This is a genomic window from Pseudomonas sp. PB106 (assembly GCF_009764645.1).
Taxonomy (GTDB): domain Bacteria; phylum Pseudomonadota; class Gammaproteobacteria; order Pseudomonadales; family Pseudomonadaceae; genus Aquipseudomonas.
The window spans coordinates 36,466-51,676 of sequence record NZ_RWIM01000066.1; the positions used below are offsets into that span (position 1 = coordinate 36,466).

Here is a 15,211-nt window from a genome sequence, read left to right on the forward strand (position 1 = left end):
CGGGCGACGTCGGAACGAAGGAACCCCGAGCCTCAGCGAGCGGGCCGGACGTAGGAGCAAGCGTTTTTTTGCTTACTTTTTTTAGGCGTTTGTAAAAAAAGTGAGTCGCCGTAAGGGCGAAACCCTAAGCAGCCATAACCGCAGCAACGGATATGTACTCGGTCATCCCCGCAAAAAAGCCAAGATCAAAAGATCGCAGCCTTCGGCAGCTCCTACAGTGGGATCGAATGTAGTTAGTTAGAGAATTGCTGGATGGCAGGCCGCAATCGCTGGCAAGCCAGCTCCCACAGGGGTTGGTGGTGTTGGCGGGAATGGGTTAACTGAGGACGACTACTCCGCCGGGTAGCTCGGTGAACTTGACGCCGTAGGCATCGCGAATCAGCAGTGCAACGCCGGCGAGTTGGTCGAGGCTGAAGCGGGCCTGGACGCGGCGTTGGCCGAGTTCGCGGTTGAGGAGCAGCAACATGCCGGGGCGGTAGCGGTTGATCTCGTCGATCATCTGGCTGAGGGTCGCGCCGTTGAATACCAGGATTTGCTGACGCCAGCTCACGACGGCAGCGGTGTCGACAGATTGAATAGCGCCAACCTGCCGCGCGTCATAGGTCAATTGCTGCCCCGGTTGCAGGCGCAAGCTACGCCCTTCGACGTCAACTTCAACGGCGCCGTCGAGGCACGTCACGCACACCTGTTGATCGGTGTTGCGCAGGTTGAAACGCCCCTGACTGGCGCGCAACCACCCTCCTCCCGCCTGCATCGCCAGAGGCAAACGTGAGGTCTGCACTTCGACTTCGCCGCTGACCAGTTCAAAACCCTGCACGCCTTCGTCGACGGCACGCTGGTTGATCCGCGTCTGGGTGTTGAGCTCCAGCCTCACGCCATCGGCCGGCTCAATTCGCCGCTGCTGGCCGACTTCGGTGATGTAATCGGCGCCCAGCCCTTCGAAGCCACCGGGGATCGTGCCGCGTACCACAAAGAATGCTGCCGACGCGGCAATCGCGCCACCAAGAAAGGCGCGCCGGCCAAAGCCGCGCGGTGCCTGCAACGCCTCAGCCGCTGGCTTCAGGTGCTGCCACAGAACCTTGGCTTGTTCGAATGCCTGCGCATGTTCGTCGCTCTGCGCGCACCACTCGCGCAACGCACGAGCGTCGGCCACGGTGGCGCGGCCCGACGTCAGCAGGATCAGCCAGTCGCGGGCTTCGCTGTGCAGATTTTCGCTGGCCGATGGCTCGGCAGGTCTCAGTCGAAAGATGTTCAAACGCGCAGATTCTCAACGGATTAATCGGGACACTACTCTGAAGACGGTTTTCCGGCCCCGCGACCGAACCGCTGAAACACTTTTCTTTCCAGTTTCGCCGCGCAATAGCCCAACGCGGCTTTGATTTCCTTCTCGACCATGCGCGTGGAAATGCCGAAGCGCTGGGAGATTTCCAGGTGCGGCGCCTCTTCCAGGCGCGCGGCGATGAAGATCCGCCGACGCCGTGCGGGCAGTTCGTAGAGGGCGCTGAGCAATGACTGGATTTCCTTTTGCCCGCCGACGACCCGCGCCGGGTCCTGCGCCTCGTCGCTGATTTGCAGCAGCTCCTCGACTTCGCTGCCGGTGAGCAGACGTGCGTCGGCCTGACGCCGGTCGGCGGCGATGTTGAGGGCGATGCGATACAGATAGGCGTTGGGTCGCAGCAGATTGGGCGGCGTCTCCATGCGGTCGACGCGCAGCCAGGTTTCGTGCAGCACGTCGTTGGCCAGATCCTCTGAGCCCAGACGCCTGCGCAAACGCACCCGAAAGTCCTCGTAGGACGTCAGGAACAATTGGCTCATCGAGCCTTGTCCGGTGTCTTTCATCCCCCGGAAACTCCTTCCCATTTCGTGCATTCCATGCGTTTCCCTGACGACTCCGGTAACAACAGCAACGTGACCGGCTGACGCAAGGCGCTGGGCGTCGGCCGCTCGATTTTGAGATTGCGAAAACTTTCCACCAGCGCGGTGTCGCGCCGTACATCACCGGTCGAAGTGACCAACCGGTTGTGCTGCACCACGCCGTCGCGGCCGACCCAGACCTGCAACACCGCGCGATAACTGCCCGGACGGGTCAGCGGCGAGCGGCACAGGTTCTGCTCGATCGCCGCTTGCACGGCGGTGGCGTAACTGCGGCTGACGGCCGCGCTCTCCGGCGACTGTTTTTGCGTCGGCGTCGGCACGTCTTCCACCTGCGCCACTTGCAGGGTGAACGCATCGTTGCGCGCATACCGCGCCATCAAGCCGCTGCCGCCGAGCAATCGACGCAGGGCATCGGCGGCGGTGAACTCGCCGTCCACCGCGAGCGAGCGTCTGCCGCGACTCAACTGACTGTCGACCAGCACCGCCACACCGGTGGCGCGGCTGTACTGATCCAGCGCCCGGGCCAGATCCTGCGCCGGAATGTGCAGCGTCATGCGCAAGTCTGCCGGCACCGCGTCGGCCATGGCTTGGCTCGCCGCACAGCCGAGCAGCCACCCCAGACACATCCGGCGCACAAGCCTCGTTGAACGCTGAAAACCGTCCGTGGAATTGCCTCGCTGCACGGCTGACGAATCCTTGGAAATCGTCATCCTGAGGGCTGTTTATGAATCTGGTGTGACGGCCGGTGCAAAAAAACCATCACGGGAATTGCGCACGGCTTGCACTAGACTCATGGCATAGCGCGGCCCCGTCGGGCCAGCCAGGAGGCCTGCATGAAAACACTGTGGAAATTGACCTTGGGCGGGATGCTGCTGACGCTGTTCGCGAGCGCGCACGCCGAGCAGCCGCTGGGTTGCGTGGACGTGACGGTCGGCGGTTACAAGGCGCCGAATTACGATTGTTTGAGTCAGCAGATGGGCAACAACCCTGACGGTGCGGCGGCGGCCGAGAAGAATCAGGAGGCGTTGAATGTGCCGGTGCATAAGCGGCCGCCGAATCAGGTGGGTCTCGCGACACCGGCGGCGACCAGCACGCGGATGGGCAATACTTTTGGCACATCAGTGAAACCGCAACGGCCGCCGCAATGATTTTGATCTTGATCGTTCCCACGCTCCGCGTGGGAACGCAGCCCGGGACACTCTGCGTCCCCTCCAAAGCCGAACGCAGAGCGTCCGTTGAGGCATTCCCACGCGGACCGTGGGAACGATCATGGGGGGCTCAATCGCTTGGCGTTTGGCGGAAGCTCACCGCCAACCGATTCCAGCTGTTGATCGCGCTGACGGCCATGGTCAAATCAACCAGTTCCCCTTCACTGAATTGCTCGCGCGCCTGCTGATAAACGTCATCGGGCACGCGGCTCTCCGCCAACAACGTCACCGCCTCGACCCAGGCCAGCGCTGCACGTTCGCGGGGATTGAAGAAGTTGCTGTCGCGCCACACGGCAATGGCATACAAACGCCGATCACTCTCCCCGGCCCGCCGCGCATCGACCGAATGCATGTCGGTGCAAAACGCGCAGCCGTTGAGCTGCGAGGCGCGGACACGGATCAGCTGCAGCAGCGGCTGCTCGATGCTGAGATTGCTGGTCAGCGCCTCCATGGCAATCATCGCTTTCATCGCCTTGGGCGACGCGTTGTAGTAATCCAGACGCGGGGACATGGGCAGGTCTCGGTAGACGGAATAATGAGTTCACCGTAAACGCCGACAGCGGTGCATTACAGCCCCAATTGCACGGAAAACCGCTACACCAATCACCCCGCGATCTGATCGTTCCCACGCGCAGCAAAGGAATGCAGCCATGGACGCTCCGCGTCCACTGTGACGCAGAGCGTCACGGGAGGCGTTACCACGCGGAGCGTGGGAACGATCAAAACACCAATCCACTGTAGGAGCTGCCGAAGGCTGCGATCTTTTGATGTTGTCTTTTGAAAAGCAAGATCAAAAGATCGCAGCCTTCGGCAGCTCCTACAGGGATTGGGGCCAATTTTGGGTTTTTGTGGTGCGCAACTATTGCCGATCGCGCAACAGCGGTAATCTGGCGGGCACGCCAAACAGCCTCGGGAGCCTCGTCGGTATGGAACTTCATGTCGTGATCAACGGCCGCAAGGATCTTGCCGGTCAGTTGTATCAGCAACTGCGCGGGGCCATCGAAACCGGGCGTCTGGCCGCTGGCACGCAATTGCCGCCGAGCCGTTTGCTCGCCGAGCAACTGGGGATCTCGCGCAAGACCATTTCCGACACCTACGCGCAGCTGACCTACGAAAATTTCCTCACCGGGGTGATCGGCAAAGGCACCTACGTCAATGCGCGCCCGGCGCAGATCCAGCGCAAACAAAGCCATACCGAACTGGCCAGTGCCGAGGTGATCGAGAGCTGGCGCAATCTGCCGGTGTTTCTGCGTCACCCGACCCTGGAAGGCTCGCTGCGCTACGACTTTATCGGCGGCGCCACGAGCAAGGGCCAATTTCCCCAGGATGACTGGCGGCGCTGCGTGTCCCACGCGATGCGCCAGATGACCCAATCGAAAGGTTTCTACAGTGTGGCCGAAGGCCTGCCGGCGCTGCGCAATGCGATTGCCCGGCACATCGCGTTTTCTCGCGGGATCAATTGTCAGGACGAAGACATCGTCGTGTGCAACGGCGCGCAACAGGCGTTGGACCTGATCGCCCGCGTGCTGATTCGCCCTGGCAGTCGGGTGGCGATGGAAGACCCGGGTTATCCGCCGGCTCGCCTGCTGTTCGGCACCCATGGCGCCGAGGTGGTCGGGATTCCTGTGGATGCCGAGGGCATTCAAGTCGAGCACATTCCCGATGGCACGCGCCTCATCTATGTCACGCCGTCGCACCAGTTTCCGCTGGGCATGCCGATGAGCCACGCACGCCGCGAAGCCTTGCTGGCCCGCGCCCATGAGCTGGGCGCAATCATCATCGAGGACGATTACGACAGCGAATTCCGCTACGAAGGCCGACCGACCGATTCGCTGTACAACCTCGATCAGCGCGGCATCGTCGCGTACGTCGGCACCTTCTCCAAAACCCTGTTGCCCGAGTTGCGTCTGGGTTACGGGATTCTGCCGCCGGCGATCATCGAAGCGGTGATTCGCGCCAAACAGCTCACCGATTTGCACGCCTCAACGCTGCCGCAATGGGCGCTGGCCAAGTTCATCGCCGAGGGTTGCCTGCTCAAGCACATTCGCCGCTGCCACGCGATTTACGCGCAGCGCCGCGAACGGATTCTGGCGCGGATGGCGACCGACCTGTCGCCGTGGCTGCAAGCCGTGCCGGCGAGCGCCGGGTTTCATATGGCGGTGTTCTGCAAGGTGCCGATCGACCTGCCGCTGCTGATCGAGCTGGCGAAGAAGGTCGAGGTCGGCTTGTACTCGATCAACGGCTTCTATTATCAGCAGCCGGCCAAGGACGGCTTGTACTTCGGCTTCGGCGCCATCGAGACGCTGGACATCGACATCGCCCTGGATCGCCTGCGCGACCTCCTGCAACAAGTTGCCTGAATGATTGGCCTAAAGATTTAACCGCCGATTGGTTATTGGTGTTCCGGGGGTGCAGGCCTATTCTGCACAGGCGTTATCCCTCAGTGAGCAGGATTCGTCCGGCCTGATTCAGGAGTGTGAGCAATGTCCAACGAAGTGATCAATACGGTACAGGTGCAGGCTGCCACGGGCCGCTCGGAGGAACTGGGCAGGCAACTGCAGAGGATCGTCGAAACCCTGCGCGAAACGCCGGGCTGCGATTCCTACCTGGTCGACCGCTGCCCCGAGGACAGCCACCGCTGGACGGTCAGTGCACGCTGGCAGTCGGAAGCGGCGATGCAGGCGCATTTCAACCGGCCCGAGGCGCAGGGGTTTATTGATTTGATCGATAGTCGGTTGGCCAATAGTGTGGACTTCAACAGCTTTCCCATCGTCTGATCTGGCGCCATCGCTGGCAAGCCAGCTCCCACAGGTTTTGTGTCGTTCATTAAATTATCGAACGACGCTGAACCCTGTGGGAGCCTGGCTTGCCAGCGATGGCGTACTCAAACACGCTGAATAACTTCCAATTGGTCACCTGATCTTCCCGAATATTGGCCGTTTGATTACCCAACCTCGCGGACTACTGTGATTGCATCTTAACCCTCACAGGTATCCCGCCATGAAACGCCATACCTTGCTCGCCTCTGCCCTGGCCCTGAGCCTCTGCACCTCCGCCGTCTTCGCCCACGACCCCTCGGAAAAAATCACCGTCCTCCAAGACCAGATGCTGAAAAACGCACCCGGCAAAAAAGCCATGATGATCGAGGTCGACTACAAACCTGGCCAGTCCTCCATCGCCCACAAACACGACGGCACCGCGATGGCTTACGTGCTCGAAGGCGAAGTGATCTCTCAGGTGAAAGGCGAACAGGCGATCACGTACAAGAAGGGTCAGTTCTGGTATGAACCGGCCGGCTCCGAACATTTGGTCTCGAAAAACGCCAGCAAAACCAAGCCGGCCAAGTTGCTGGTGTTCATGGTGCTGTCGCCGGATGAGCAAGTGCTGATCCCGCTGAAAAACTGATGGTTGTTTAGCCAGCCATAAATAAAAAGGCGCAAATCGATGATTTGCGCCTTTTTATATCCCGATGCAATTAACCGGATCGGGTTACAGCAAATAAAACTATTCAACTCAAAACCAGACAGCAAATTGTCAGGTTATTTACAACGCGGCGGGTTTAGTCTGAATTAACTGTCATCATTGATGACAACTTGAAACTTTCCGACTGATGTTGTTTCACGGGAGAAACACCATGAAACTTGCGTTTGCCAGTGTGTTGGCTATATCGGTTTTAACCTTGTCCGCGTGCTCGGTCCCTACGGCCCCGAGAGCAGTCTCATCTCTGGATACTTTGCTGCCCCATCCGACCGGCCGCAGCAGCGCCACTCAGGTCAAAAGCGGTCCCGGCGTATCGCTCGGCGTGGTCTACAGCCCCAGCACCCAGACCAATCGCGAATACCTGCGCGACTATCAGGCCAACGCCGGCACCGGTTTCGGCCAGAGCCTGCTGGTGCAGCCGATCCACGACGCCTACGTCGCCAGTTCGAAACCGGACATGGCCGTGGAATGGGTGAATGCCTCGCTGCAACGCCAGTTCGGTTCGGTGACGGTGTATCCAGACATGCAAAGCCTGCGTGCGGCCAGACCGGATGTGACGGCGATCATCGACACTCACAGCCAGTTGATTACCTCGCGCAGCTCCGATATCAAGGCCGATGTCAGTGCCGATTTTTATGATGCGCAGTTGAACTATATCGGCACGGCGAAAGGTTCGGACGCACGGGAACTGACGCCGGTGTGGGCGGACTTCAAACGTTCGGAAGAGATTGTGGCGGATATTAATCAGCAGCAGGATGTGCAAGTTCGGGCGCTGCAGAAGTTTGACCAATCGCTCAACAATTTAGTCGCAAGGCCTGCGGATAAAGTGTCGATGCTCGATAATAAACAAGGTCAGAAGTTGTATTGAATGTATTGGCCTCATCGCTGGCAAGCCAGCTCCCACAGGTATTGTGGTGCACCCGATCCTTGTGGGAGCTGGCTTGCCAGCGATGAGGCCATAACAGCCAGTAAAAAAACTTCAGACATAAAAAAGCCCCGGCATCTCACGACACCGGGGCTTTCTCATTCAGCGACTACTTACGCCAGTTCAAGCTCGGCATTCGCAGCAACAGCAGGCGCGACCGCTTGCCCGCTCAACGCCAGGTCGAGCAGTTCACGGTTGGCCACCGCATACATGGCGTAGTCCGTGCCGCTTGCCGCACGGATTTCCACCAGCATGGCGCGCCAGCGCGAGATCATGCTTTCGTGCTGTTCCATCCACAGCGCCAAGCGTGCTTCCACGTCCTGAGTGCCGTCGCCCTGTTGCAGGACGGAGATGGTGATCGCCCGTTGCTGCCAGTCGACATCGTCACGGAACGCTTCACGGGCCAGGGCTTGCCAGTTGTTTTCAACCGGCAGCGCGCTGATCTGTTGCAGGTACCAGGTGATGTCCAGCGCACTGCCCACGGCGAAGTAAGCCTTGGCCACTTCAGCAGGATTCTGGCCAGTCACGTCGGAGGCTTCGATGATCGGCAGCAAGGTGTACAGGTGCGAGGTGCCCGCAACCATACGCGCCAGCAATTCCGGTACACCGGCTTCGACGTACGCCTGATAACGCGCCTGCCAGTTTTCACGGATTTCGCCGCTCAGCAGTTCGTCGAGTTTCAGGCCCAGCTCTTTCAGGTGCGGACCGAAATGCGCGACGTCACGGGCAGCGTTCTGCTCGTTGCGGCGGGCACGCAGGAACCAGCGCGTAGCGCGACGGCCCAGGCGCATCAGCTCGTCCATCAGCTCCAGCTGTACGTCAGCACTGACTTGGTAGTCCAGCGCTTCGATCTGACGGAACCAGTGCGGGAGGTGGAAGATGTCGCGCACGATCACATAAGCGCCAGCCACGTTCGCCGGGCTCATGCCGGTCGACTCTTTGAGTCGTTGAACGAAGGTGATGCCCATGTGGTTGACCAGGTCGTTGGCGATCTGGGTGCTGACGATCTCGCGCTTCAGACGGTGACGACGCATGGCTTCGGAGAACTTGCTGACCAGGCTCGGCGGGAACGCCGTTTCCATGTCGCGGGTCAGGTAATCGTCGTCCGGCACCAAGGAGCCCAGCAGCTGCTCTTTGAGGTCGATTTTGCTGTAAGAGATCAGCACCGACAGCTCAGGACGGGTCAGACCGTGGCCCTCAGCAATGCGCTCGTTGATCTGCTCTTCGGTCGGCAGGAACTCGATGGCACGGTCCAGCTTGCCACGGCCTTCCAGATCGCCCATCAGACGCTTGTACTCAGCGATGCGCGCATAAGCGCGACGTGCCGCCAGGGACAGCGCCTGAGTCTGCTTGTAGTTGTTGCCCAGCACCAGATTGCCGACTTCGTCGGTCATGCTCGCCAGCAACTGGTTGCGTTGCTTGTCGGTCATGTCACCGGCCTGAACCACTTCGTTCAGCAGGATCTTGATGTTCACTTCGTGGTCGGAGCAGTCCACGCCACCGGCGTTGTCGATGAAGTCGGTGTTGGAACCGCCGCCATTCAGACCGAATTCCACACGCCCCAATTGGGTCATGCCGAGGTTACCGCCCTCGCCCACCACTTTGCAGCGCAGCTCGTTGCCGTTGACGCGCAGGGCGTCGTTGGCCTTGTCGCCGACGTCAGCGTGGCTTTCGGTGCTGGCCTTGACGTAAGTACCGATACCGCCGTTCCACAGCAGATCCACTGGCGCCTTGAGCAAGGCGTTCAGCAGTTCGGTCGGGGTCAGCTTGTCAGCCTTGATGTCGAAACGTTCCTGCATCTGCGGGGAAATCGCGATGCTCTTCGCGCTGCGCGAGAAGATACCGCCACCTTCGGACATGATGCTGGTGTCGTAGTCGGTCCAGGCCGAACGCGGCAGGTCGAACATGCGCTGACGCTCGACGAAACTGGTTGCCGGGTTCGGGTTTGGATCGATGAAGATGTGCAAGTGGTTGAAGGCCGCGACCAGTTGCAGCTTGTCGGACATCAACAGGCCGTTACCGAACACGTCACCGGCCATGTCGCCGACGCCCACTACGGTGATGCTGTCTTCCTGAACATTGATGCCGCGCTCGCGGAAGTGACGTTGTACGCCGACCCACGCGCCTTTGGCGGTAATGCCCATTTTCTTGTGGTCGTAACCGGCCGAACCACCCGACGCAAACGCGTCACCCAGCCAGAAGCCGTAATCGATGGCGATGCCGTTGGCGATGTCGGAGAAGGTTGCAGTGCCCTTGTCCGCTGCCACTACCAGGTACGGGTCGTCATCGTCGTGGCGCACCACGTTCAATGGCGGCACCAGCGCGCCGTCTTTCAGGTTGTCGGTGATGTCCAACAGACCGGAAATGAAGATGCGGTAGCAGGCGATGCCTTCGGCCGCAATCTCGTCACGGCTGCCGCCCAGTGGCAGGCGACGCGGCAGGAAGCCGCCCTTCGCACCCACTGGCACGATGACCGAGTTCTTCACTTGTTGAGCTTTTACCAGGCCGAGGACTTCGGTACGGAAGTCTTCTTCACGGTCGGACCAGCGCAGACCGCCGCGAGCGACGTTACCGAAGCGCAGGTGCACGCCTTCAACGCGCGGCGAGTAAACGAAGATTTCGAACTTCGGCACTGGCTTCGGCAGTTCAGGGATCGCGTGCGGGTTGAACTTGAAGCTGAAGTACGACTTGTTCTGGCCGTTGGCATCAGTCTGATAGAAGTTGGTGCGCAGGGTCGCTTTGATCAGGTCGAGGTAACGACGCAGGATGCGGTCTTCGTTGAGCACCTGGACGTCGTCCAGTGCGGTCAGAATCGCCTGTTCCAGACGCTGTTGCTTGTCTTCCAGATCTTCGTCGCTGAGCTTGCGTGCCAGATAGAAGCGGGTCTTGAACAACCGGGTCAGCTCGCGAGCGATGTCGGTGTGGTTGTTCAGGGTGCTGGCGATGTAACCCAGATCGAAGCCCAGACGAATCTGCTTCAGGTAACGCGCGTAAGCACGCAGCAGCGCCACGTCGCGCCATGGCAGGCCGGCGGTCAGCACCAGACGGTTGAACGCATCGTTCTCGGCGTCGCCACGAACGATGTGGACGAACGCGTCTTGCAGGGTGTCGTTGAGTTGCTGGATGTCGAGGTCGAGACCTTCAGCGGCGGTGAACGCGAAGTCGTGAATCCAGAACTCGCGGCCATTGGTGTGACGCAGGCGATACGGGAATTCACCCAGTACGCGCAGGCCGAGGTTTTCCAGGATCGGCAGCACGTCGGACAGCGCCAGCGGCGTGTCGGCGTGGTACAGCTTGCAATGCAGCTCGCGCTGGCCGGAGACCTGACCGAGCGGCTGATAGAAGCTCATCACCAGCGGATTTTTTTCGTTGAGGCTTAGCAGATGCTGCATGTCGACCACGGCCGAATGCGCAGCGAAACGCTCACGGTAGCCGGCCGGGAAGCCTTTCGGGAAATCCGCCAGCACGTTGGTGCCGTGGGCTTCGCCGAAGCTTTCGACGGTCAGTGCGGCGTAATCGTCCTGCCAGCTGCGGCAGGCTTGCACGACTTCTTTTTCCAGCAGCACCGGGTCGATGTCGAGACGGTTTTTCGGGTCGACACGCAGGATCAACTGCACGCGCGCCAGTACCGACTCGGAGAAGAACGTCCAGAATTCGCAATCGGAAGCCTTCAGGCGCTCCATCAGCACTTGCTGGATTTTCTGGCGAACTTCGGTGGAGTAGATGTCGCGCGGCACGTAGGCCAGGCAGTAGCAGAAACGACCGTACGGGTCTTTGCGCAGGAACACGCGGATCTTGTTGCGTTCCTGGATCTGCACGATCGACATCACGGTGGTGAACAGTTCGTCGACCGGGGTCTGGAACAGGTCATCACGCGGCAATACTTCAAGCACCTGCGCCAGTTCCTTGCCCAGGTGAGCCTTGGACTGGAAGCCGGAGCGGGTTTCGATTTCTTCGACCTTACGGCGGATGAACGGGATGACCCGCACGCTCTCGCCATACACCGAGGAGGTGTACAGGCCCATGAAACGGTGTTCCTTGATGACTTTGCCGTCGGCGTCGATTTCACGGATCGACACGTAATCCGGGTAAGCCGGACGGTGCACACGGCTCGGGTGCGCAGCCTTGGCGAACGACAGCAGGGTCGGTTCGCGCAGGTAGGCAACGGCGTAGTCTTCGATGCGCAGGTCTTCGTAGGTCAGGCCGGTGCGCAGCAGTTTGGTCAGGCCGAGGAAGGAGTTCTGGTCGTACTCGATGTGGCCGCCATCGGCCTGATCGGTAACCACGAATTCTTCGTAGCCCAGGAAGGTGAAGTGGTTGCCCACCAGCCATTCCAGGAAGCTTTTGATTTCGTTCTTTTCGTCGGCATCAATGGCAAATGCACTGTTGTCGAGCTGGGTGAGGATGTCCTGCACCTTGGCTTTCATCGGTTCGAAATCGGCGACCGCGACGCGGACTTCACCGAGAACCTGTTCCAGCTCTTTGCTCAGCACATTCAGTTCGGCCGCGTTGGCGCAGCGGTCGATTTCCAGGTACATCAGCGATTCGTGCAGAACGCCTTCGCCGGTGCTGCCCTTCGGCAGGATTTCCAGCAACTCGCCCTTGCTGCCACGGCGCACGCTGAGCACGGTGGTTTGCAGGGTGTGGATGCTGTAGCCGCGACGGTTCAGTTCGGTACGAACCGAGTCGACCAGAAATGGCAGGTCATGGTGCAGAACTTCGACCGCAGTGTGGGTCGACTGCCAGCCATGACGCTCGTAATCAGGGTTGTAGACGCGCACTTGCGGTTGCGCGTGATCGAAGCGCTCAAGCAGGCGCCACGCGGAAAGAGTACAGCCAGCGAGGTCGGAGAGGCGACGTTGAGTCAGCTCGTCCAGAGAAATGATGCCGAAGAATTGTTCAGCGAACAGCGCCACTTGTGGCAGTGCCTGTTCACTGATGTGCTGCGCCAGTGCCGCTTGCAGTTGGTGCTGGAAGTCGGCTTTGCTGGCTGCGGTGAAGAACGCCATCTGTGGTACTCCGCTTAAGCTTGTTATTGATGGAAAGCGTCGCGTGCAACACCCCTTTCGGGGCTTGTGTCGCCCTGTTCCTGATTCTCGGGCAGAGGAAACAGGGAGACAGGTGGGTGAAGCTGGACGAGACACTGAGGTCACATTCACCTTCCATTGAATGAGCATCTGCAAAAGCGACTGCCAGGGTCGCCGGCAATGCCTTTACGGGTGCTCATCCGTTGCGCAGCTTAAAGGGTGCGACAATGTGTCTGCTTGCGGTGCTGCGACATATTCGGTCATTGGCACGTAAACAAAGGCCTGTGCAACGTTAAACACTAGCAGCCACGAGGAAAAATGACCGCCCGAGCGCCCGGTTTTACGGGACTTTCGTGCCAGAAACAGCCTACGCGACGCTACATATCCAGAAACGAAAACGCCCAGGGACGTTTAATCGACCCTGAGCGTGGCATTGGGTTCAGCAGCTGCGGTTGACGCGGATCAGTCCGGCCAGTCTTCGTAGGCTCTGAATTGGCTGATGGTGGCGCAGTCGTAGCACATGGTTTTGAGGATCAACTTGTCCATGCTGGCGTCGATGTTGCTGGAGTCGCACTCGCGGCAAAACAGCTTCAAATGGCCGATCAGATCACTGTCGAACGCCGCGCCCGAAAAGAACTGCGGCACCAGTTCGTCGCGCCAGTACATGCCCGGCGATTTGGAAAACCCCGCGCCGCTGTCCTTGAGCACCACGTCGTACAACAACCGGTTTAACGCCGATTGCGGTACCCGCGAATCGCGGTGGGCGTTTTTGCGCCAGTTTCGCGTCAGGGCATCCTGCGCGGTGCCGAGCATATTGCGCGGGATGGTGTTGGACGCGTGGTTGCGCCCTTTGGAATTGCCGGTGGCGTAGAAGTGCGCGGCATTTTTCACCGCCAGACGGGCGAAGTAGTAGAGCTGACTCACGGAAAAATCCTGCAAGAGTTGCCCGACCACGGTGTCAGCACGCGCCTCGGCCGTGAACGCGAAACTGACTTCATTGGCCAGCACGCGGATGTATTGCAGCGACTCTTCCCGGGCCAGATCGAAGATCAATCCGTAGAGTTCGCTCTTCCAGGCAGCCTGAACGTCGCCGGACAATTCATGATAGAGCGCCAGGTACAAACTTTCCCGAGTACAACGCGCAGTTCCGCCGAGCGCAACATTGGGCAGCCAGCGCACCGCTGAATAGTCGCTGATACTGCAACCCTCGGTGCGATCAAAAGCTCTGATGTCAGAACTCGTCGCAACCATTAACACGCCGGCCTCATACAGGCTCTTCAGCCGGTCTTCGCTGGCCTCGGTGGTCATTGCGAGTTGCTCGTTTCGCGAAGGCGCGCCCAGCGGAGCGATCCATTCGTGCTGGTTGCCACTGCCGTCGTCGAGCAAGGCCAGCAACGTCAGTTTCTGCACAAACCCCAGCGCCGAATAAGGCACTGCGGGGCACGGCGTACCGTAGCGCGATTCAAGTTCCCGCCGATCTCGCTCGGCCTGCGCCGCCAGTTGTTGCTGATGAACCTTGAAGCATGCCTGGCAATTACACGCCGTGCGTCGGCCATTCCGGGCGGCCGCAGAATAGCGGTGTTCGCACCGCACGCACTTGAACGGATGACGCTGCGAGACCGGCGTGCCCCTCGCGTGCCGGCGCACCCACATAGGCAAATCGCAATAAGGACACTTCAGATCCGGACTGACGATCGGCGGCAGCACTTTGAGCAAACTGCGGACCGTGGCCGGGATTTGAAACTCGGCCATCAGTGCGGCACTTTTTTCCCCGTCCAGATAGCGCTGGTAAAGCTGCTCGACCAGATCGTCGGACAAGTGCGCGATCTCCTCTGCGCGCTGGAAATATTGACTCATTGAAAGAGGTCCTTTTTTAAGTTTTGTTTACGCACTCCTTTGCGTTCGAATGGCGAAAATAATGGCACACATGTCGAGAAAACAAGCGAAAAAGCAGGAAACGTCGATTAAATGCCGAGAGGGAAATTCTCCTGCAACGCCTTAGGAAACTTCACGCTGCGCCCTAAGACGCATCCGCAGGAAACTTCCTTCTTTATTGATTCTGCCAAGTCTTACGGGCAGCGTTATTACCACTATCAATAACCAAAAATCGCTGCGCAACAGCTCTTGCCTGCGCAAGGGGCAGCACAAATGCGCCAAGGCTGGCAAAATTGCGCTTTCGATTGCACTTAGCGCCACCTCGGCCAGGAATTCCCCCCATGCAAATGACCACCGCCCTACTCATCGTCAACCCGTGCGATGACGAAGAAGACAACATGGCCATGCTCTGCTGCCACAGCGACAAGGGTGACATGTTCCTGATGAGCCGCTACCCGGACGAGGACGAGCTGGAAATCACGCTGGATGGCGAGCCGTCGACGCTGGATGGGGTGAAGGTCACGTTGACGTCGACGCTGTTGAAGATCGAGATTGCGGCGGCGGATGCTGATGCTTTGAATGGCGATGATGTGCTGGAGATCAGCTTTAACCCGGACATGGTGGATCTGGATGAGGTTGCTGAGACCCTCAAGAATATCCTTGATGGGACCGGTACCTTCATTAACGAAGTTTGATGCCGCCTGGACTGGCCTCATCGCTGGCAAGCCAACTCCCACAGGTTTCAATGGTATGCATGCGATTTGTGCAACACATCGATCACTGTGGGAGCTGGCTTGCCAGCGATGAGGCCAGAACCGCCA

12 protein-coding genes are annotated in these 15,211 nt (G+C 59.5%); 6 read left to right on the top strand and 6 right to left on the bottom strand.

Going from position 1 to position 15,211, the window contains the following annotated elements:
• Positions 1 to 316 precede the first annotated feature (316 nt).
• The 3 genes from EJA71_RS08810 to EJA71_RS08820 are packed head-to-tail and all read right to left on the bottom strand — an operon-like array spanning position 317 to position 2,501.
• A complete protein-coding gene (locus EJA71_RS08810) occupies positions 317 to 1,255 on the bottom strand; it encodes a FecR family protein (RefSeq protein ID WP_158956011.1) in 939 nt (312 codons plus the stop codon).
• 32 nt (positions 1,256 to 1,287) lie between these two features.
• Positions 1,288 to 1,839, bottom strand: coding sequence for an RNA polymerase sigma factor (locus tag EJA71_RS08815; protein WP_158956013.1), 552 nt, complete (start codon positions 1,837 to 1,839; stop codon positions 1,288 to 1,290).
• A complete protein-coding gene (locus tag EJA71_RS08820) occupies positions 1,836 to 2,501 on the bottom strand; it encodes a secretin and TonB N-terminal domain-containing protein (protein ID WP_158956015.1) in 666 nt (221 codons plus the stop codon). Before EJA71_RS08820 ends, EJA71_RS08815 begins: the two co-directional genes overlap by 4 nt.
• 207 nt (positions 2,502 to 2,708) lie before the next feature.
• Between EJA71_RS08820 and EJA71_RS08825 the strand changes: the two genes are divergently transcribed.
• Positions 2,709 to 3,023, top strand: coding sequence for a hypothetical protein (locus EJA71_RS08825; RefSeq protein ID WP_158956017.1), 315 nt, complete (start codon positions 2,709 to 2,711; stop codon positions 3,021 to 3,023).
• Between the two features lie 130 nt (positions 3,024 to 3,153).
• Here the strand turns inward: EJA71_RS08825 and EJA71_RS08830 are convergent, their stop codons facing one another.
• Positions 3,154 to 3,594: a carboxymuconolactone decarboxylase family protein gene (locus tag EJA71_RS08830; protein ID WP_158956019.1), complete on the bottom strand. Its 441-nt coding sequence runs from the start codon at positions 3,592 to 3,594 to the stop codon at positions 3,154 to 3,156.
• A 415-nt stretch (positions 3,595 to 4,009) separates the two neighbouring features.
• On the opposite strand from EJA71_RS08830, the gene EJA71_RS08835 reads away from it, so the two are divergent.
• From EJA71_RS08835 to EJA71_RS08850, 4 genes are all read left to right on the top strand, one after another.
• A complete protein-coding gene (locus EJA71_RS08835; RefSeq protein ID WP_158956020.1) occupies positions 4,010 to 5,443 on the top strand; it encodes a PLP-dependent aminotransferase family protein in 1,434 nt (477 codons plus the stop codon).
• A 123-nt stretch (positions 5,444 to 5,566) separates the two neighbouring features.
• Entirely contained in the window at positions 5,567 to 5,860 is a 294-nt protein-coding gene (locus EJA71_RS08840; RefSeq protein WP_158956022.1) for an antibiotic biosynthesis monooxygenase family protein, read from the top strand.
• Between the two features lie 223 nt (positions 5,861 to 6,083).
• On the top strand, positions 6,084 to 6,488 hold the full coding sequence (locus EJA71_RS08845; RefSeq protein WP_158956024.1) for a cupin domain-containing protein: 405 nt from the start codon (positions 6,084 to 6,086) through the stop codon (positions 6,486 to 6,488).
• Positions 6,489 to 6,717: 229 nt separating this feature from the next.
• On the top strand, positions 6,718 to 7,431 hold the full coding sequence (locus tag EJA71_RS08850; protein ID WP_158956026.1) for an ATPase: 714 nt from the start codon (positions 6,718 to 6,720) through the stop codon (positions 7,429 to 7,431).
• 170 nt (positions 7,432 to 7,601) lie between these two features.
• Here the strand turns inward: EJA71_RS08850 and EJA71_RS08855 are convergent, their stop codons facing one another.
• Together EJA71_RS08855 and EJA71_RS08860 are read right to left on the bottom strand one after the other, a co-directional pair.
• A complete protein-coding gene (locus EJA71_RS08855; RefSeq protein ID WP_158956028.1) occupies positions 7,602 to 12,497 on the bottom strand; it encodes an NAD-glutamate dehydrogenase in 4,896 nt (1,631 codons plus the stop codon).
• Positions 12,498 to 12,977: 480 nt separating this feature from the next.
• Positions 12,978 to 14,372, bottom strand: a complete 1,395-nt coding sequence (locus EJA71_RS08860; protein WP_158956030.1) for a hypothetical protein — start codon at positions 14,370 to 14,372, stop codon at positions 12,978 to 12,980.
• Between the two features lie 359 nt (positions 14,373 to 14,731).
• Here EJA71_RS08860 and EJA71_RS08865 point away from each other — a divergent pair, with 359 nt between their 5' ends.
• Positions 14,732 to 15,085: a hypothetical protein gene (locus EJA71_RS08865; RefSeq protein ID WP_158956032.1), complete on the top strand. Its 354-nt coding sequence runs from the start codon at positions 14,732 to 14,734 to the stop codon at positions 15,083 to 15,085.
• Positions 15,086 to 15,211 lie beyond the last annotated feature (126 nt).